Origin of the sequence: Salmonella sp. SAL04196 (assembly GCF_046550835.1) — a bacterium.
Lineage (GTDB): Bacteria > Pseudomonadota > Gammaproteobacteria > Enterobacterales > Enterobacteriaceae > Salmonella > Salmonella enterica.
In genome coordinates this window covers 1-18,826 of sequence record NZ_JBGDXE010000007.1, presented here as the reverse complement: position 1 = coordinate 18,826, position 18,826 = coordinate 1, and the positions used below count along the sequence as shown (strand labels likewise).

General features: G+C 51.5%; 17 protein-coding genes and 2 pseudogenes. 11 read left to right on the top strand and 8 right to left on the bottom strand.

Annotation, left to right across the window (positions count from 1 at the left end):
• Nucleotides 1–38: 38 nt before the first annotated feature.
• The 3 genes and pseudogenes from ompL to ACLJPE_RS19515 form a co-directional block, all read left to right on the top strand.
• Nucleotides 39–731 carry a porin OmpL gene (gene ompL / locus ACLJPE_RS19525; protein ID WP_000838829.1) on the top strand — a complete coding sequence of 231 codons (693 nt, stop codon included), beginning with the start codon at nt 39–41 and terminating at the stop codon, nt 729–731.
• A 156-nt stretch (nt 732–887) separates the two neighbouring features.
• A pseudogene (locus ACLJPE_RS19520) lies at nt 888–994 on the top strand (cytoplasmic protein); the annotation flags it as partial.
• A pseudogene (locus ACLJPE_RS19515) lies at nt 995–1,066 on the top strand (hypothetical protein); the annotation flags it as partial. It abuts the pseudogene before it with no gap.
• 54 nt (nt 1,067–1,120) lie between these two features.
• Here the strand turns inward: ACLJPE_RS19515 and typA are convergent.
• On the bottom strand, nt 1,121–2,944 hold the full coding sequence (gene typA, locus ACLJPE_RS19510; protein WP_000572064.1) for a ribosome-dependent GTPase TypA: 1,824 nt from the start codon (nt 2,942–2,944) through the stop codon (nt 1,121–1,123).
• Nucleotides 2,945–3,318: 374 nt separating this feature from the next.
• On the opposite strand from typA, the gene glnA reads away from it, so the two are divergent.
• From glnA to ACLJPE_RS19490, 4 genes are all read left to right on the top strand, one after another.
• Complete coding sequence (gene glnA, locus ACLJPE_RS19505) at nt 3,319–4,728, top strand: glutamate--ammonia ligase (RefSeq protein ID WP_001271699.1); 1,410 nt, start codon at nt 3,319–3,321, stop codon at nt 4,726–4,728.
• Nucleotides 4,729–5,002: 274 nt separating this feature from the next.
• A complete protein-coding gene (glnL, locus tag ACLJPE_RS19500; protein WP_000146192.1) occupies nt 5,003–6,052 on the top strand; it encodes a nitrogen regulation protein NR(II) in 1,050 nt (349 codons plus the stop codon).
• Nucleotides 6,053–6,060: 8 nt separating this feature from the next.
• Nucleotides 6,061–7,470, top strand: coding sequence for a nitrogen regulation protein NR(I) (glnG, locus tag ACLJPE_RS19495; protein ID WP_001188782.1), 1,410 nt, complete (start codon nt 6,061–6,063; stop codon nt 7,468–7,470).
• 112 nt (nt 7,471–7,582) lie between these two features.
• Nucleotides 7,583–7,693 (top strand): YshB family small membrane protein, encoded by a 111-nt coding sequence (locus ACLJPE_RS19490; protein ID WP_001578131.1) that lies wholly within the window; start codon nt 7,583–7,585, stop codon nt 7,691–7,693.
• An 89-nt stretch (nt 7,694–7,782) separates the two neighbouring features.
• Here the strand turns inward: ACLJPE_RS19490 and hemN are convergent, their stop codons facing one another.
• The 3 genes from hemN to ACLJPE_RS19475 form a co-directional block, all read right to left on the bottom strand.
• A complete protein-coding gene (gene hemN, locus ACLJPE_RS19485) occupies nt 7,783–9,156 on the bottom strand; it encodes an oxygen-independent coproporphyrinogen III oxidase (RefSeq protein WP_000003520.1) in 1,374 nt (457 codons plus the stop codon).
• 188 nt (nt 9,157–9,344) lie between these two features.
• Nucleotides 9,345–9,860, bottom strand: coding sequence for a Der GTPase-activating protein YihI (yihI, locus tag ACLJPE_RS19480; RefSeq protein ID WP_000743292.1), 516 nt, complete (start codon nt 9,858–9,860; stop codon nt 9,345–9,347).
• Between the two features lie 118 nt (nt 9,861–9,978).
• Entirely contained in the window at nt 9,979–10,203 is a 225-nt protein-coding gene (locus ACLJPE_RS19475) for a hypothetical protein (RefSeq protein WP_001541209.1), read from the bottom strand.
• A 239-nt stretch (nt 10,204–10,442) separates the two neighbouring features.
• On the opposite strand from ACLJPE_RS19475, the gene yihA reads away from it, so the two are divergent.
• Nucleotides 10,443–11,075, top strand: a complete 633-nt coding sequence (gene yihA, locus ACLJPE_RS19470; protein ID WP_000183327.1) for a ribosome biogenesis GTP-binding protein YihA/YsxC — start codon at nt 10,443–10,445, stop codon at nt 11,073–11,075.
• 334 nt (nt 11,076–11,409) lie between these two features.
• Here the strand turns inward: yihA and polA are convergent, their stop codons facing one another.
• Nucleotides 11,410–14,196 carry a DNA polymerase I gene (gene polA, locus ACLJPE_RS19465; RefSeq protein WP_031602244.1) on the bottom strand — a complete coding sequence of 929 codons (2,787 nt, stop codon included), beginning with the start codon at nt 14,194–14,196 and terminating at the stop codon, nt 11,410–11,412.
• A gap of 387 nt (nt 14,197–14,583) precedes the next feature.
• On the opposite strand from polA, the gene ACLJPE_RS19460 reads away from it, so the two are divergent.
• Nucleotides 14,584–15,492: an acyltransferase gene (locus ACLJPE_RS19460; protein WP_000196891.1), complete on the top strand. Its 909-nt coding sequence runs from the start codon at nt 14,584–14,586 to the stop codon at nt 15,490–15,492.
• Between the two features lie 12 nt (nt 15,493–15,504).
• Here the strand turns inward: ACLJPE_RS19460 and dsbA are convergent, their stop codons facing one another.
• The 3 genes from dsbA to ACLJPE_RS19445 form a co-directional block, all read right to left on the bottom strand.
• Nucleotides 15,505–16,128, bottom strand: a complete 624-nt coding sequence (gene dsbA / locus ACLJPE_RS19455; RefSeq protein WP_000725364.1) for a thiol:disulfide interchange protein DsbA — start codon at nt 16,126–16,128, stop codon at nt 15,505–15,507.
• 16 nt (nt 16,129–16,144) lie between these two features.
• On the bottom strand, nt 16,145–17,131 hold the full coding sequence (locus ACLJPE_RS19450; RefSeq protein WP_000999264.1) for a serine/threonine protein kinase: 987 nt from the start codon (nt 17,129–17,131) through the stop codon (nt 16,145–16,147).
• A gap of 76 nt (nt 17,132–17,207) precedes the next feature.
• On the bottom strand, nt 17,208–17,477 hold the full coding sequence (locus ACLJPE_RS19445; RefSeq protein WP_000649858.1) for a YihD family protein: 270 nt from the start codon (nt 17,475–17,477) through the stop codon (nt 17,208–17,210).
• A gap of 69 nt (nt 17,478–17,546) precedes the next feature.
• Between ACLJPE_RS19445 and mobA the strand changes: the two genes are divergently transcribed.
• Nucleotides 17,547–18,131 (top strand): molybdenum cofactor guanylyltransferase MobA, encoded by a 585-nt coding sequence (mobA, locus tag ACLJPE_RS19440; protein ID WP_001631527.1) that lies wholly within the window; start codon nt 17,547–17,549, stop codon nt 18,129–18,131.
• On the top strand, nt 18,128–18,643 hold the full coding sequence (mobB, locus tag ACLJPE_RS19435; RefSeq protein WP_023892294.1) for a molybdopterin-guanine dinucleotide biosynthesis protein MobB: 516 nt from the start codon (nt 18,128–18,130) through the stop codon (nt 18,641–18,643). Before mobA ends, mobB begins: the two co-directional genes overlap by 4 nt.
• Nucleotides 18,644–18,826: the final 183 nt, after the last annotated feature.

Here is an 18,826-nt window from a genome sequence, read left to right as displayed (position 1 = left end):
GGATGGCGGCTTCCCTATATTTGAAAAATGGATTTATTATGAAATCTCTGAATACTCTAGTGATATTAACTTCAGTAATATCCACCTCTGTTTTTGCTGGCGCTTATGTAGAAAACCGTGAGGCCTATAACCTGGCGTCTGACCAAATGGAGTTTATGCTGCGCGTCGGCTATAACTCCGATATGGGGGCCGGAATTATGTTGACCAATACCTATACGCTACAGCGTGATGATGAATTAAAGCACGGTTATAATGAGATTGAGGGCTGGTATCCGTTATTTAAACCTACAGATAAATTAACCATTCAGCCAGGGGGGTTAATAAACGACAAAAGCATTGGTTCCGGCGGCGCCGTCTATCTGGATGTTAACTATAAATTTACCCCGTGGTTTAATCTTACGGTACGTAACCGATATAATCACAATAATTATAGTTCAACCGATTTGAATGGCGAACTGGATAATAATGACAGCTATGAAATCGGTAACTATTGGAATTTTACCATTACCGATAAATTTTCTTATACCTTTGAACCACACTATTTTTATAACGTTAATGATTTTAATAGTAGTAATGGTACGAAGCATCATTGGGAAATCACTAATACCTTCCGTTATCGTATCAATGAACACTGGTTGCCCTACTTTGAATTACGCTGGTTAGATCGTAACGTGGGTCCCTACCATAGAGAGCAAAACCAGATTCGTATCGGGGCGAAGTATTTCTTCTGATATTATCGCCTCTATTTTCCGAATCTGCATCACAGCGGGTAGTTGTTCTGCCCGCTCATTCATCCTGAACCAGACTCCCGATATCCTGCCCCTAAGCGCCATGATAATATTCACAAAGCGTTTTACCGTATTCATGCTTATAGAGAAGGGAAACAAATGAATAAGCGATTTAATATTGATTGGGGCAATGAATTAACCCAGGAACACTCATTAATTTGATGTTAACCGATGAAGATCTGCCAAAGCTTCGCTCACTGACCATTGTCATTGGTCGGCATAATACGCCAGCGATTGCTGATTTTTTGGCAACCTTATCTCTTTATCAATGTGAATAAAAAAACCCCGCCGAGTTTTCATTTCGACAGGGTTTTTATCCGTAAGAACGTTAATTACTCTTCTTTCTGACCACGGTTCGCACGGCGGCGATCGTTTTCCGTCAGGTGACGTTTACGGATACGGATAGAGGTTGGAGTGACTTCTACCAGTTCGTCGTCATCAATGAACTCCAGCGCTTGCTCAAGGCTCATTTTAATTGGCGGAACCAGGATCACCGCTTCATCCGTACCGGACGCACGCATGTTGGTCAGTTTCTTACCGGTCAGGCAGTTTACCGTCAGGTCGTTGGAGCGACTGTGAATACCAATAATCTGGCCTTCGTAAACTTCCGCGCCGTGACCCAGGAACAGCTTACCGCGATCCTGCAAACCGAACAGCGCAAACGCCACCGCTTTACCCTGACCGTTGGAGATCAGTACGCCGTTCTGACGCTGGCCCACTTCACCCGGACGAATATCGTCGTAATGGCTGAAGGTGGAGTACAGCAGACCCGTACCGGAAGTCATGGTCATAAATTCTGAACGGAAACCAATCAGCCCACGGCTTGGGATCACGTAGTCGAGACGTACGCGGCCTTTACCGTCCGGATTCATGTTTTTCAGGTCGCCTTTACGCTCGCCCAGCGCCTGCATGACAGACCCCTGGTGCTGCTCTTCGACGTCCAGCGTCACGTTTTCGTACGGCTCTTGTTTACGACCGTCGATTTCACGGAAGATAACTTTCGGACGGGAAACCGCCAGTTCGAAACCTTCACGACGCATATTTTCAATCAGCACGGACAGGTGCAGTTCGCCACGACCGGATACACGGAACGCATCCGCATCTTCGGTTTCTTCAACGCGCAGCGCCACGTTATGCACCAGCTCTTTGTTCAGACGGTCAAGAATCTGACGAGAAGTCACAAACTTACCTTCTTTACCGCAGAACGGCGAGGTGTTAACGCAGAAGAACATAGACACGGTCGGCTCATCAACGGACAGCGCCGGCAGCGCTTCAACGTTCTGCGGGTCGCAGATGGTGTCGGAAATGTTCAGCTCGCCCAGACCGGTGATCGCAATGATATCGCCCGCTTCGGCGATATCGCTGTCGATACGCTCCAGACCCAGATGCGTCAGCACTTTACCTACTTTCGCGTTACGGGTTTTCCCTTCACTATCGATGATAGTGACCTGCTGGTTCGGCTTCACTTTGCCGCGTTTGATACGGCCAATGCCGATAACGCCAACATAGTTGTTGTAGTCCAGCTGGGAGATCTGCATCTGCAACGGACCATCGAGGTCAACGTCCGGCGCCGGAACATGATCAACGATCGCCTGATACAGCGGGGTCATGTCTTCCGCCATATCTTCGTGGTCCAGACCCGCGATACCGTTCAGCGCCGAAGCGTAGATGATCGGGAAGTCCAGCTGTTCGTCGGTCGCGTCGAGGTTAACAAACAGGTCGAATACCTGGTCAACAACCCAGTCAGGGCGCGCGCCAGGACGGTCAACCTTGTTGATAACCACAATAGGTTTCAGGCCATGAGCAAAGGCTTTTTTGGTCACGAAGCGCGTTTGCGGCATCGGGCCGTCAAATGCGTCAACCACCAGCAGCACAGAGTCAACCATGGACATGACGCGCTCTACTTCACCACCGAAGTCAGCGTGCCCGGGAGTATCAACGATGTTGATACGGTAATCATTCCATTTAATAGCGGTGTTTTTAGCGAGGATAGTAATACCACGCTCTTTCTCCAAATCGTTGGAGTCCATCACTCGCTCTTGAGTTTCGGCACGCGCGTCGAACGTACCGGATTGCTGGAGCAGCTTATCAACCAGGGTAGTTTTACCATGGTCAACGTGCGCGATGATGGCGATGTTACGCAAATTTTCGATCACAACTTTGCCTCAGGCATTAGAAATAGCGCGTTATTGTACACGGATTAATCGCACTACAAAACAGGATCACAAACATCCTCCGCAAACAAGTATTGCAGAGTCTCTTTGTGATCGCTTTCACGGAGCGTTAAAAGGGTGGCTTGCGTTCTATTGCACCAATGTGGTGCTTAATGTTCACATTGAAGCACTATTTTGGTGCAACATAGTCACCGTGGTGCAGCCCTTTTGCACGATGGTGCGCATGATAACGCCTTTTGGGGCAATGTGAAAGTTGGCACAGATTTCGCTTTATATTTTTACGGCGACACGGCCAGCAGAATTGAAGATCTCGTTACCACGACGACCGACCATGACCAATCCGGGAGAGTACAAGTATGTCCGCTGAACACGTTTTGACGATGCTGAACGAGCACGAAGTGAAGTTTGTCGATCTGCGCTTCACCGATACCAAAGGCAAAGAACAGCACGTCACGATTCCTGCTCATCAGGTAAATGCCGAATTCTTTGAAGAAGGCAAAATGTTTGACGGCTCCTCTATCGGCGGCTGGAAAGGCATTAACGAATCCGACATGGTGCTGATGCCCGATGCGTCCACTGCGGTTATCGACCCGTTCTTCGCGGACTCTACCCTGATTATCCGTTGCGACATCCTGGAGCCTGGCACTCTGCAAGGTTATGACCGTGACCCACGTTCCATCGCAAAACGTGCGGAAGACTACCTGCGCGCGACCGGTATCGCCGATACCGTCCTGTTTGGGCCGGAACCTGAATTCTTCCTGTTCGACGACATCCGCTTCGGCGCATCTATCTCCGGCTCACATGTTGCGATTGACGATATTGAAGGCGCCTGGAACTCCTCTACCAAGTACGAAGGCGGCAACAAAGGCCATCGTCCGGGCGTGAAAGGCGGTTATTTCCCGGTTCCGCCAGTCGACTCCGCGCAGGATATCCGTTCTGAAATGTGTCTGGTCATGGAGCAGATGGGCCTGGTCGTTGAAGCGCACCACCACGAAGTAGCGACCGCAGGTCAGAACGAAGTGGCGACCCGCTTTAACACCATGACCAAAAAAGCCGACGAAATTCAGATTTACAAATATGTCGTGCATAACGTGGCTCACCGCTTCGGTAAGACCGCGACCTTTATGCCAAAACCGATGTTCGGCGATAACGGTTCCGGTATGCACTGCCACATGTCGCTGGCGAAGAACGGCACCAACCTGTTCTCTGGCGACAAATATGCCGGTCTGTCTGAGCAGGCGCTGTACTACATCGGCGGCGTCATCAAACACGCCAAAGCCATCAACGCCCTGGCGAACCCGACCACCAACTCCTACAAGCGTCTGGTCCCGGGTTACGAAGCGCCGGTGATGCTGGCCTACTCCGCCCGTAACCGTTCCGCCTCCATCCGTATTCCGGTGGTGGCGTCTCCGAAAGCGCGCCGTATCGAAGTTCGCTTCCCGGACCCGGCGGCTAACCCATATCTGTGCTTTGCCGCCCTGCTGATGGCCGGTCTGGACGGGATTAAGAATAAGATTCACCCGGGCGAAGCCATGGACAAAAACCTGTATGACCTGCCGCCGGAAGAAGCGAAAGAGATCCCACAGGTAGCGGGTTCTCTGGAAGAAGCGCTGAACGCGCTGGACCTGGACCGCGAGTTCCTGAAAGCAGGCGGCGTGTTCACGGATGAAGCGATCGATGCGTATATTGCGCTGCGTCGCGAAGAAGATGACCGCGTGCGTATGACCCCGCACCCGGTAGAGTTTGAGCTGTACTACAGCGTTTAATCGTATATTAAAGATCCGACGAATTTCGCGTTGCTGCAAGGCGGCAACTGAGCACATCCCCAGGAGCATAGATAGCGATGAGACTGGGGTAAGCGAAGGCAGCCAACGCAGCAGCAGCGTGAAAGGCGTCAGGAGTTTTTGAGTTGCCGTGGAAACTTTCAGCCCATCCCAGGATGGGCTTTTTTCTCCACCAACAATCTGATCTCACGCGCTTTTTAGTGGTAAAAAGCTATAATGCACTAAAATGGTGCAACCTTTTCCAGGAGACTGCTGAATGGCAAGCGGCATACAGCCCGATGCTGGGCAGATCCTCAATTCGTTAATCAACAGCGTGCTGGTGGTCGACGACGCGCTGGCAATCCATTACGCCAACCCTGCCGCGCAGCAGTTGCTCGCGCAAAGCTCACGCAAACTGTTCGGGACGCCGTTACCTGAACTGTTGAGCTATTTTTCGTTAAACATTGACCTGATGCGCGAAAGTTTAGCGGCAGGGCAAGGCTTTACCGATAACGAAGTGACGCTGGTGATTGATAGTCGCTCGCATATTCTCTCTTTGACCGCCCAACGTCTGCCCGACGATTTTATACTGCTCGAAATGGCACCGATGGATAACCAGCGTCGTCTGAGTCAGGAGCAGTTGCAGCACGCGCAGCAAATCGCCGCCCGCGATCTGGTGCGCGGTCTGGCGCACGAAATCAAAAATCCGCTCGGCGGCCTGCGCGGCGCGGCGCAGCTACTCAGCAAGGCGCTGCCCGACCCGGCGCTAACGGAATATACCAAAGTCATCATTGAACAGGCCGACAGGCTACGCAACCTTGTCGATCGTTTGCTGGGGCCGCAGCACCCGGGAATGCACATTACCGAGAGCATACATAAAGTCGCGGAGCGCGTGGTGGCGCTGGTGTCGATGGAACTGCCGGATAATGTCCGGCTTATCCGCGATTACGACCCCAGTCTGCCAGAACTGCCGCATGACCCGGAACAAATTGAGCAAGTACTGCTGAATATTGTCCGCAATGCCTTGCAGGCGCTGGGGCCGGATGGCGGCGAAATTACGCTGCGTACCCGTACCGCCTTCCAGTTAACGCTGCATGGCGAACGCTATCGCCTGGCGGCGCGTATAGACGTTGAAGACAATGGGCCGGGCATTCCTCCCCATTTACAGGATACGCTGTTCTACCCGATGGTCAGCGGTCGCGAAGGCGGCACCGGGCTTGGGTTATCTATCGCCCGCAATCTTATCGATCAACACGCCGGCAAAATTGAATTTACCAGTTGGCCGGGGCATACCGAGTTTTCGGTTTACCTGCCGATTCGGAAATAGAGGTGTTTATGCAACGAGGAATAGTCTGGGTCGTCGATGATGATAGTTCCATCCGTTGGGTGCTTGAACGTGCTCTCGCCGGGGCAGGGTTGACCTGTACCACTTTTGAGAATGGTAATGAAGTACTGGCTGCGCTGGCCAGTAAAACGCCGGACGTCTTGCTGTCGGATATCCGAATGCCGGGAATGGACGGGCTGGCGCTATTAAAGCAGATTAAACAGCGTCACCCGATGCTTCCGGTCATCATTATGACCGCGCATTCCGATTTAGATGCCGCCGTGAGCGCCTATCAGCAGGGGGCGTTTGATTATCTGCCTAAACCGTTTGATATTGATGAAGCCGTCGCTCTGGTCGAGCGCGCGATTAGCCACTATCAGGAGCAGCAGCAGCCGCGTAATATCGAGGTTAACGGCCCGACAACAGACATGATAGGCGAAGCGCCCGCCATGCAGGATGTGTTTCGCATTATTGGTCGGCTGTCGCGTTCTTCGATTAGCGTGCTGATTAACGGCGAATCAGGAACCGGTAAAGAACTGGTCGCCCATGCGCTACATCGCCATAGCCCACGCGCCAAAGCGCCGTTTATCGCGCTCAATATGGCGGCCATCCCGAAAGATTTGATTGAATCCGAACTGTTTGGCCATGAGAAAGGCGCTTTTACCGGGGCGAATACCATCCGGCAGGGCCGTTTCGAGCAGGCTGACGGCGGCACGCTGTTTCTGGACGAAATTGGCGATATGCCGCTGGATGTCCAGACTCGTCTGTTACGCGTGCTGGCTGACGGACAGTTCTACCGCGTGGGCGGGTACGCGCCGGTAAAAGTGGATGTGCGCATTATCGCCGCCACCCACCAGAACCTCGAACGACGCGTTCAGGAAGGGAAATTCCGCGAAGACCTGTTCCACCGCCTGAACGTGATTCGTATCCATCTTCCGCCGTTGCGCGAGCGCCGTGAGGATATTCCGCGCCTGGCGCGCCATTTTTTGCAGGTCGCCGCCCGTGAATTAGGCGTGGAAGCCAAATTATTACATCCGGAAACCGAAACGGCGTTAACGCGCCTGGCATGGCCTGGTAACGTGCGTCAGTTAGAAAATACCTGCCGCTGGCTCACCGTCATGGCCGCCGGACAGGAGGTATTGATCCAGGATTTACCGGGCGAACTGTTTGAAGCCTCGGCGCCGGATAGCCCGTCCCACCTGCCGCCGGATAGCTGGGCTACATTACTGGCGCAATGGGCGGACCGCGCCTTGCGATCCGGTCATCAAAACCTGCTTTCTGAAGCGCAGCCAGAACTGGAAAGAACGCTACTGACCACGGCGTTACGCCATACGCAGGGTCATAAACAGGAAGCCGCCAGGCTGCTCGGTTGGGGGCGAAACACCCTAACGCGGAAGTTGAAAGAGCTGGGAATGGAGTAAGTATTACCCGCGAGTGTAAAGATTAATAATTGAGCGCAAAACGCTGCTATTTTGCGCTTTACTGTTCCGATGAGTTCAGTATGATCATGCCCGGCAAACGGGGGGATTCATTATGTTAGAATCTATTATTAATCTGGTATCGAGTGGAGCGGTCGACAGCCACACGCCACAAACTGCGCTAGCCGCCGTATTGTGTGCCGCGCTGGTGGGACTGTTCAGCTGACAATGTGCCGGATGGCGCTAATGCTTATCCGGCCTACAGGTTGTCGCAACGTGTAGGCCCGGTAAGCGCAGCGCCACCGGGCAACCCGGCTAAATGACGCGCGAGAACTGCTGCATCCGCGCTTTCTGGCGCAGATACGCGTCAAAGCACATGCAGATATTGCGGATCAGCAAACGACCTTTCGCCGTCACCTGAATTCCCTTCTCGCTAATATCCACCAGCCCATCTTTCGCCAGCGGCGACAGTAACTGCAAATCTTCGGCAAAATACTCAGCGAAATGCAAACCCCACTGCTGTTCGACAGCGTTAAAATCCAGGCGGAAGTTACAAATCAGCGCTTTGATAACATCGCGACGAATGCAATCATCACGGGTCAGCGTAATGCCACGCCATAGCGCATTGCCCCGCTCATCCACTTGCTGGTAATAACGCTTCAGCTCTTTCTGGTTCTGCATGTAGCCATCGCCAATCATGCTGATAGCAGAAACCCCCATCCCCAGCAGATCGGTATCGCCCTGGGTCGTATAGCCCTGAAAATTACGGTGCAGCACGCCTTCGCGCTGCGCGACGGCCAGTTCGTCGTCCGGACGGGCAAAATGGTCCATCCCGATAAACTGATAACCAGCCTGAGTAAGCGATACGATGGTCTCCTGCAAAATATCCAGTTTCTGCTGCGCGCTGGGTAAATCGGCATCTTTAATTTTACGCTGGGCGGCAAAAAGCGTTGGCAGATGCGCATAGTTAAAGACGCTCAAACGATCGGGGTTCAGTTCCGTCACACGCTTCAGCGTGAAAGCGAAGCTTTCCGGCGTCTGTTTCGGTAGACCGTAGATCAAATCGATATTAGTCGAGGTAAAGCCGATATCGCGGGCGTGATTAAGCAGCGCAAAGATGAATTCTTCATCCTGCTCGCGGTTAACCAGGCGCTGCACCTCTTTATTAAAGTCCTGCACGCCCATACTCAGGCGGTTAAAACCTTCCGCACGTAAATGATCGAGCACATCCAGCTCAATTTCACGGGGATCGACTTCGATCGAGATTTCCGCGTCGGTATTAAAGTGGAAATTTTCACGCAACAGCGTCATTAAGCGGCTGATTTGCGCTTTATTCAGGTAAGTAGGCGTACCGCCGCCCCAGTGAAGCTGGCTGACATGACGGTCTGCAAACAGCGGCGCGCGATGACGAATTTCCTGCTCAAGCGCGTCAAGATACTGGTCAGCTTTATGCTGTTGGCGGGTGACAATCTTGTTGCAGCCGCAGAAATAACACAACTTGTGACAAAACGGGATATGCACATACAGCGAGAGCGGACGTTCAGGATAACGCGCCACAGCCTGCAAGAATGCGGCGTCCTCGAAGTCTTCAGAAAACTCCAGCGCGGTTGGGTACGAGGTATATCGTGGCCCGGAATAGTTATATTTCTGGATCAGGGCCAGATCCCAGTCTATTTGCTGTTCAGACATGCTCACTCCTTCCGATGGCGTCTCTGGCGGGTACGGCGTACCGGCTTCACGCCATGACGGGCGGCAAGCCGGCTGCGCAGCCATTTCTGTCGCCGCGACAATCGCTGTAGTTTAACGAATAACCACACCAGATAACATATAACCGGAAGGGTTATAAGCAGGACGGGCAAGCCCACGGTGTAAACCCGTTAGTTGCCGCCTCTTAGCAGGCGCATCATATCTTCCTGCTTCTCGTCCTCTTCGTCGTCTTCTTCGTCGTCATCGTAAGACAGACCAAGCTTCTGCATCAGTTCATCAATACGATCCAGTTTGGCATCTACCCAGGCTTGATCTTCCGCACTCAGGGTTTCGCCCGCTTCCAGACGTTCTAACAGCGCATCCAGGCGCTCATCCGTTTCCAGTAAATCCAACTCCGCCTGCGGTGAAAGCATAGGTTTCTCACTTTTCGGTTTATGCTGTTGGGTCACTTTTTCAGTCACGCCCAATGGAACAGGTGTTTTACTGCCAATACGTGGATCTTTTTGTTGATTCTGATTGCCGCCGCCCGAAGCGGAATTGCCGCCCGCCGCGCGACTTCCCGGCGCATGACCGCGATGTTTTTTCAGGCGTTTACGGTCGCGCGCCTCCTGGTTTAACTCTTCACGCGTTTTACGACGCTGTTTGCCAAAGGCTTTACTGCGCGGTGCAGAGGTTGGTTTTTTCATGATGTCAGATCTTTAAGCCGTTTTATTCAGTATAGAATTGAGGCGGAATCTAGCAGAAAGCAAGCAAAGAAAAAAGGCGACAGAGTAATCTGCCGCCTTTTTTCTTGACTCACGACCCTTAACGGGTTCCACCATCCCTGTTGGCTATCAACACGCCCTGTTTTTCCCTTAGCCTGGAACATTCCATGTTGTTTCCATTTCCTTTTACTAACGTCTCCGGACGTTTGTCTTCCTGACAATCCTGTGTCTTCGCCTCCTGGCGCTCCTGACCCTCATCCTGAGTCGTTGATCCTGTTAGCGTCCTCGCTATGTGCATTACTTTACTCTTTTGGGGTAAACTCACAAGATACCGACACGGCAAATCCCTTTTTTTCAGACAATTACCTTTCTATAAATTCATGATTTAACTATATTAACTGGCTTTGAGCCTGACAACGACTCTGTCATGTCGCATAAGTGCAATGGTCAATGTCTCACAAAGCGTATGGCTTTTACTTACAGCACCGCCGCGCCGAAAAATCCGTCTTTTGCTGGCGTTCAGGTATAATCGCCACAATGCTTTGACTGACGGAGACGACCGCTTTGACTAACCTGAATTATCAACAGACGCATTTTGTGATGAGTGCGCCTGATATTCGCCATTTACCTTCCGATTGCGGAATTGAAGTGGCTTTTGCTGGCCGTTCCAATGCAGGCAAATCCAGCGCCCTGAACACATTGACCAACCAAAAAAGCCTGGCGCGCACCTCTAAAACGCCGGGCCGTACCCAATTAATTAACCTGTTTGAAGTCGTAGATGGCAAACGGTTGGTCGACCTGCCGGGCTATGGCTACGCGGAAGTCCCGGAAGAGATGAAACGCAAGTGGCAACGCGCGCTGGGGGAATATCTGGAGAAACGTCAAAGCCTACAGGGCTTAGTCGTTTTAATGGATATCCGCCATCCGTTGAAAGACCTCGACCAACAGATGATCCAGTGGGCTGTAGAGAGCAATATCCAGGTTCTGGTTCTGCTGACCAAAGCGGACAAACTGGCCAGCGGCGCGCGCAAGGCGCAGTTGAATATGGTACGTGAAGCCGTGCTGGCTTTTAATGGCGATGTGCAGGTAGAAGCGTTTTCCTCGCTGAAAAAGCAGGGCGTGGATAAGTTACGTCAGAAGCTGGATAGCTGGTTTAGCGAACTGGCACCGGTCGAAGAGATTCAGGACGGGGAATAATCATCCGCTATGCCGGATGGCGCCGCTGCGCGTCTTATCCGGCCTACGGTGCGAGCGAAACTTTTCTTACGCCCAATAAAAAACGCCCCAGTCATAAACTGACTGGGGCGGCTAAAATATTCAGCCAAATCCGATTACGTGAAGTAAAAGGTCTGAAAGATAGAACATCTTACCTCTGTACCCTACGTGAATAACTTTACTCTTTTTTGAGCAACACAGAAAGACCTTTTCGTAATTTTTTTTCATTCTTTACATAGGGAATTCTAATACCCATCACAAAACCCCCGTGCTTATGTTGCTTAATTACGAAAAAAGCGCGTTATTCCTTAAATGCTTAGTGCGCTTGATCCCAATTTTCTCCGCTACCGACTTCCACCAGCAACGGCACATCAATACGCGTGCAGTTTTCCATCAACTGATGGATACGTTTTGATACCGCATCTAAGTCGTCTTTATGCACCTCGAACACTAATTCATCGTGTACCTGCATAATCATCCGCACGCGCGGCTGCTCGGCCTGTAGCCAGGCATCGACGGCAATCATGGCGCGCTTGATGATATCGGCAGCCGTTCCTTGCATGGGAGCATTGATCGCCGCGCGTTCCGCCCCCGCGCGCCGCGCCGCGTTGCTGGATTTAATATCCGGCAGGTAAAGGCGGCGTCCCTCCAGCGTTTCCACATAGCCTTGTTCTTTTGCCTGAGCGCGGGTGCGCTCCATATATTCCAGCACGCCAGGATAGCGTTCGAAGTAGAGATCCATATACTTCTGCGCCTCTTTACGCGGAATATTAAGCTGGCGAGAAAGACCGAAGGCGCTCATCCCGTAAATCAGGCCAAAGTTAATGGCTTTCGCACTTCGGCGTTGCTCCCCGGTCACGCTATCCAGCGGCAAGCCAAAGACTTCCGCCGCCGTTGCGCGGTGAATATCTTTCCCTTCGGCGAACGCCGTGAGCAGCCCTTTATCACGGGAAAGATGCGCCATAATACGCAGCTCAATCTGTGAATAGTCCGCAGACACGATGAGATAATCCTCAGGCGCAATAAATGCCTGACGAATGCGGCGGCCTTCTTCATTGCGTACCGGAATATTTTGCAGGTTCGGATCGGTGGACGATAAACGTCCCGTCGCCGTTACCGCCTGATGATAGGACGTATGGACGCGCCCGGTTTTCGGGTTAATCATCAGCGGCAGCTTATCGGTATAGGTGGATTTTAGCTTCGCCAGACCACGATACTCCAGAATCACTTTCGGCAGCGGATAGTCCAGCGCCAGCTCTTCCAGCACCTCTTCCGACGTTGACGGCGCGCCGCCAGGCGTTTTCTTCAACGGCTTAATACCCTGCTTTTCAAACAGGATAGTCTGCAACTGCTTCGTCGAGGACAGGTTGAACGCCTCGCCCGCAATGTCATGCGCTTTCTTTTCCAGTTCCGCCAAACGTAGTGTGATTTCTTCCGAATGTTTGTGCAGGACGGCAGGATCGATTTTTACGCCATTGCGCTCAACGCGTGACAGTACCGGCACCAGCGGCATTTCGATGTTTTCGAAAACATTCAGCGGGCCTTTGTGCTGCTGGAGCTCAGGCCACATTTTGAGATGCAACTGTAACGTGACATCCGCATCTTCTGCCGCATAGCGCCCCGCTTCCTCCAGTGCGATCTGGTTAAAGGTGAGCTGGTTTTTACCTTTACCGGCAATGTCTTCAAAGGTGATAGTTTTGTGCTTCAGCCAACGATCGGACAAGCTGTCCATATCATGGCGTCCGGCGACGCTGTTCAGAATGTAAGACTCAAGCATGGTATCGAAGGCGATACCGCGCAGCTCAATACCGTAATTTTGCAAGACGCCGCGATCGTACTTGAGGTTTTGCCCCACTTTGCGCACTTTTTCATCTTCCAGCAGCGGCTTCAGCAGTTCCAGAGCACGCTGGCGGGAGATTTGATCCGGAGCGTCCAGATAATCATGCGCGACAGGTACATACGCGGCAACGCCAGGTTCGATAGCAAACGAGAGGCCCACCAGGTTGGCGGCGATATTATCCAGACTGTCGGTCTCCGTGTCGAAAGCAAAAACTGGCGCTTTTTTCAGCTTTTCAATCCAGCTTTCCAGCGTAACGTCGTCCAGAATCGTGACATAATTTTCATAAGAGAGCGCCGCTGCCGGTTCGCTGGGCGATTCATCAATAACGACCGTTTCCTGCGGTTTGGCCGCCGGTTTCGCGCCCTTTGCCTGTAGCCACTTGCCTGACTCAACGTCCGCCGTCCAGCGCTTAAACTCATATTTTTTAAACAGGCCCAGCAGTTCATCCGCAATCGGCTGCTGCACTTCAAGCTGTTCGCAGGTCAGCTCCAGCTCAACATCCGTTTTAATGGTGGCGAGTTTATAAGACAGGTACGCTACGTCTTTATTCTGCGCTAATTTACCGGCCATCGTTTTGGCGCCGCGGAAAGTGAGACCGGCAATTTTTTCCGGCTCGGCGTACAGCGTATCCAGGCCGCCCAATCCCTGAAGCAAGGCTTGCGCCGTCTTCTCACCCACGCCTGGCACGCCCGGAATATTATCCGAGGAGTCCCCCATCAGCGCCAGAAAGTCGATAATCAGCTCAGGCGGCACGCCGTACTTATTAACGACTTCATCCGGGCCGAGGATGGTGTTAGTCATGGTGTTGATCAGCGTAATATTCGGCGTCACCAACTGTGCCATATCTTTATCGCCGGTGCTGATTAATACCGGACGCCCCACCTTCTCCGCTTCTCGCGCCAGTGTACCGATAACGTCATCCGCTTCTACGCCAGAGACCGCCAGCAGAGGTAACCCCATGGCTTTAACCATGGCATGTAACGGCTCTATTTGCGCACGCAGATCATCCGGCATCGGAGGACGATGCGATTTGTAATGTTCAAAGAGCTCATCACGGAAGGTTTTTCCTTTGGCGTCAAACACCACCGCAGCATGCGTCGGCTGATACTGCATGATCAGGCTGCGCAACATGTTGAGGACACCATACATTGCGCCCGTAGGTTCTCCCGCGCTGTTGGTTAACGGCGGAAACGCATGATAGGCGCGATAGAGATAGGATGAGCCATCTACGAGAATAAGTGGGTTTTCTGGGATCTGAACCATAATGTCCGTGCCTGTTTAACAGATTATGGTTAAAGGATGCCACATACAGGAGGAAAACTTGAGTTTTTCGCCGCATTTGCGGAAAAGTTTTGTCGATCTTCAGGATCGCTCGCAAAAAAAACTGTGGATAACTTTGTGTGTAAATTCTTACCATTACTTTAAAATCAGCGCGATAGCCTTCTCCTCTTAATAATTACCCATTATTTTCAATGAGTTGTTAACATCACGTTTTTCTGATTATCTGATTCATGCCGTTATCATAATGTGGATAGTTGTTACGAGTGTTTCTATTTCACTCAGCGCCATCATTAGCATCGTTTTCTGATAGAATCAGCCTCTTGCGCCCTTTTCGCGCACCGTTTATGGCTAACTTTTGAATAATTTATTATGACGAGAATACTCGCGGCTATCACGCTCCCATTGAGTATCGTATTGACCATCCTGGTCACTATTGTTTGCTCCGTACCAATCATCATTGCCGGTATGGTAAAGCTTCTTTTGCCTGTTCCCGGTATCTGGCGCAAGGTCTCCATTTTCTGCAATTTCATGATGTATTGCTGGTGTGCTGGTCTTGCAGCGCTGTTACGCCTTAATCCGCACTTGCAATGGGATGTAGAAGGGTTAGAAGGGCTGAGCAAGAAAAATTGGTATTTACTGATTTGTAATCATCGCAGCTGGGCCGATATCGTTGTGCTTTGCGTTCTGTTCCGCAAGCATATCCCAATGAATAAGTACTTTCTTAAACAGCAATTGGCCTGGGTGCCGTTCATCGGCCTGGCGTGCTGGGCATTAGATATGCCGTTTATGAAGCGCTACTCCCGTAGCTACCTGCTCCGACACCCCGATCGACGCGGCAAAGATGTTGAAACAACTCGTCGCTCTTGCGAAAAGTTTCGTCGGTATCCCACCACTATCGTTAACTTTGTTGAAGGCTCGCGATTTACGCATGAGAAACGTCAGCAAACGCATTCACCTTATCAACATCTGTTGCCGCCAAAAGCAGCCGGGATTGCAATGGCGATTAATGTTTTAGGCTCACAGTTCGATAAGCTGCTTAATATTACGTTGTGTTACCCAAACAACGATAGTCACCCCTTCTACGATATGCTAAGCGGTAGGCTGACGCGTATTGTTATTCGGGTGCAACTGGAACCCATAAATGAAGAACTGCACGGCGATTACGTGAACGACAAAACATTCAAACGCCGTTTTCAACGTTGGCTTAATACGCTGTGGGATAAGAAAGATATACAGATAGAAGAGATTAAAACATCTTATAAAAACGCCGGTCAGTGACCGGCGTTCTTTTTATTTTTTATCAACCAAATATTTCACGGTATCAGCATACTGCTGAACAAAAACATCCATGCTGCTGGTATCCATGCCTTGTGGGTTAATCTGGTATTTGCCATTGACGAACATCGCCGGAACGCCCTGCAGTTGCAGGTCAGCCGCGGCCTTCTCCTGTTGCGCAACCAGTGATTTCACCACGAAGCTGTTCCATGCCGCATCGTAATCTTCGCCTTTGACGCCCGCATCAACGAACACTTTACGGATATCCGCGGCAGATTGTACTGTCTGGGTTTTCTGTACGGCTTCAAACAGCGGGACCGTGACTTTATCTTCTACACCCAACGCCATCGCCACCGCCCATGCCTGGGTGAGCTCCTTGCCCAACGGCCCCAGGAACTCAACGTGGTACTTGGTCATTTTGGTGCCTTCCGGCAGCTTTTTCTTCACATTGTCAGACACATGAAGCACCTCTTCAAACTGATAACAATGTGGGCAGTAGAAGGAGAAAAACTCCAGTACCTGGGGTTCGCCAGCGACCGGTTTATCCAGCGTGATATACTGTTTACCGTCGCTGATCTGTGCTGCCGAGGCGCTAAAAGCTAAAACCATACCAGCCAGCGCCAGCCAAATCTTTTTCATGATCAACTCTCTCCGATTAATACATTGGCGTTAATTGTAAAGGGGGTTCGTGCAAAATTTTAGTCTGCTCAATAAAAGTCGTTGTCTGTCGCTGCCAGTAATCTTCCCCTGTTAACCAGGGAAAGTTTTTTGGAAACGCAGGATCGCCCCAACGACGAATCAACCAGGCAAGATAATAAACTAAACGCATGGCGCGTAAAGGTTCAATGAGACCAATTTCAGCCGTATCGAACTCACTAACTTCTTCATAAGCTTCAATAATGGTTTCAAGCTGCATTCGCTGTTCGGCTTTGTCGCCGTTCAGCAGCATCCATAAATCCTGTATCGCCGGACCGTTACGGGCATCATCTAAATCGACAAACAGCGGCCCATCACGCCATAGAATGTTGCCGGCATGACAATCGCCGTGCAATCGCAGCGTGGCGAAATCGGTGCGCCAGCATTCGGTAACTGCAGACAGTAGAGTATCAGTGGCTTTCAGGAAAGCCGCTTTTTGCCCGGAGGGAATCAGTGCGGCATCTTCGAATACCTGGCGAGGTTCAAAAAGATACTCTGCAAGCCCAATGTCAGGCCGGAAAGTGAAAGGACGTTTTCGCCCCGTCTGATGCAATCGGCCAAGATAACGCCCTACCGCCTCCATCTGATCGATATTATCTGCTTCAAACTGACGACCGCCTACGCTGGGGAAAATGGCATAATGATAGCCCTGATGCGCTAGCAGCGTCTGGCCATTAAACGCGAGCGGAGCGGCAACCGGAACCTCATCCTTCACCAGTTCAAGCGCGAATTGGTGTTCTTCCCGAATTTGATCAACAGACCAGCGTTCAGGACGATAAAACTTAACGACAAAACGTCGACGGTCTTCATCCTGAAACTGATAGACGCGGTTTTCATAACTGTTTAGTGGAGTCAGCCCGGAATCCACCCTGATCCCCTGTTCAAACAGCGCATCCATGATGGTTTCCGGGTGTAGCGTCTGGAAAGTAAAAGCGTTGTCGTTCATCCCATCATCCGGAAAATACTACGAATGATTCAGGATATCATTTCGTGACGATTTCGGTGGCGCCGCTTACAAGGTTTTACTCTTTAATAACGCCGCGGGCGCGTAAAAGCGCCGTTTTAAAGTCCTCTTCATAGTCTTTTTGAATCCCTGGAATGGCGGCATCTTTGGCGGAATCGCGCATTTTCAGATGGTAGATCAGGATATCATCAGTTAAATCTTCCAGTTTGCCGTCAAAACCTGACTCTTTCGCCAGTTTCTGCAAAAATTGCGTCAGATTAAGATCAGGCTCTTTCTGCCAGGCTGGCTGGAGGAGTTCAATGACTTCATTCAGGCGTTTACATTTCATAGCTGTGCTCCTTATTCTTGATACAGACACGGTAGCAGGGTCAATCCCACAATAAAAGAGGCGATATCGGTGAATCTGGATGAAGTAATAACCGGCGTGGTGCTAGCAGGCGGTAAAGCCCGGCGGATGGGAGGTGCGGATAAAGGTTTGCTTGAACTGGACGGGAAACCGCTCTGGCGACACGTTGCCGACGCGCTCGCGCCACAACTTGCTACGGTCGTCATTAGTGCTAATCGCCATCTGGATATCTACCAGGCCAGCGGCCTGAAAGTCATTCCGGATTCAATCGCTGACTTTCCCGGTCCGCTGGCGGGTATGCTTTCCGTTTTTCAGCAGGTAGCAGGCGACTGGTTTCTGTTTTGTCCCTGTGACAATCCCTGTATCCCCCACAACCTGGTCGATCGTTTAGCAGCGCAGCGTCATGGCGCACCCGTGGTTTGGGTTCATGATGGAGAACGCGATCATCCAACGATCGCGTTGATTAATCGTGCCGTTGAGCCCCAGTTGACAGATTATTTGCAAGCAGGCGAGCGGCGGGTAATGATTTTTATGCGCCAGGTAGGCGGACACGCCGTTGATTTCAGCGATTGTAAGGAGGCATTTGTGAACGTCAACACGCCGGAGGAACTCGCGAAATGGCAAAAGAGACCATGATACCGCTACTCGCCATTGCCGCGTGGAGCGGCACGGGAAAAACAACACTGCTGAAAAAACTGATCCCAGCACTTTGTGCGCACGGTATTCGGCCAGGGCTGATTAAGCATACCCATCATGATATGGATGTCGATAAGCCGGGTAAAGATAGCTACGAGCTGCGTAAAGCCGGGGCGGCACAGACGCTGGTTGCCAGTCAGCAGCGCTGGGCGTTAATGACGGAAACGCCGGAGCAAGAAGAGTTGGATCTGGCATGGCTGGTGAGCCGGATGGATGCATCAAAACTGGATCTGGTGCTGGTAGAAGGGTTTAAACACGAAGCAGTTGCGAAGATCTTACTTTTTCGTCAGGGATGTGGGAACAGCGAGGAAGAATTAATTCTTGATGAGCATGTTATTGCGGTTGCCAGTGATATTCCACTTGCCGTAGCGGTACCCGTTTTGGATCTTAATGATGTATCGCAGATTTCTGCCTTCATTTTGCGGTGGTTAGAGAAAGCACGCACCTTGTAGGCCGGATAAGGCGAAGCTGCCATCCGGCGGTGCCGGTTGCCTGATGGCGCTGCGCTTATCAGGCCTACGGTTTTACAGTTACCACACACGCAAAAAAGCCCGTCCTGACGGACGGGCTTCTTCACTTGTCTGATGCCTGGCAGTTTATGGCGGGCGTCCTGCCCGCCACCCTCCGGGCCGTTG

Coding starts and splice junctions, on each gene's coding strand:
- ompL (WP_000838829.1), top strand. CDS start 39: ATGAAATCTCTGAATACTCTAGTGATATTAACTTCAGTAATATCCACC.
- glnA (WP_001271699.1), top strand. CDS start 3,319: ATGTCCGCTGAACACGTTTTGACGATGCTGAACGAGCACGAAGTGAAG.
- glnL (WP_000146192.1), top strand. CDS start 5,003: ATGGCAAGCGGCATACAGCCCGATGCTGGGCAGATCCTCAATTCGTTA.
- glnG (WP_001188782.1), top strand. CDS start 6,061: ATGCAACGAGGAATAGTCTGGGTCGTCGATGATGATAGTTCCATCCGT.
- ACLJPE_RS19490 (WP_001578131.1), top strand. CDS start 7,583: ATGTTAGAATCTATTATTAATCTGGTATCGAGTGGAGCGGTCGACAGC.
- hemN (WP_000003520.1), bottom strand. CDS start 9,156: ATGTCTGAACAGCAAATAGACTGGGATCTGGCCCTGATCCAGAAATAT.
- yihI (WP_000743292.1), bottom strand. CDS start 9,860: ATGAAAAAACCAACCTCTGCACCGCGCAGTAAAGCCTTTGGCAAACAG.
- polA (WP_031602244.1), bottom strand. CDS start 14,196: ATGGTTCAGATCCCAGAAAACCCACTTATTCTCGTAGATGGCTCATCC.
- ACLJPE_RS19460 (WP_000196891.1), top strand. CDS start 14,584: ATGACGAGAATACTCGCGGCTATCACGCTCCCATTGAGTATCGTATTG.
- dsbA (WP_000725364.1), bottom strand. CDS start 16,128: ATGAAAAAGATTTGGCTGGCGCTGGCTGGTATGGTTTTAGCTTTTAGC.
- ACLJPE_RS19450 (WP_000999264.1), bottom strand. CDS start 17,131: ATGAACGACAACGCTTTTACTTTCCAGACGCTACACCCGGAAACCATC.
- ACLJPE_RS19445 (WP_000649858.1), bottom strand. CDS start 17,477: ATGAAATGTAAACGCCTGAATGAAGTCATTGAACTCCTCCAGCCAGCC.
- mobB (WP_023892294.1), top strand. CDS start 18,128: ATGATACCGCTACTCGCCATTGCCGCGTGGAGCGGCACGGGAAAAACA.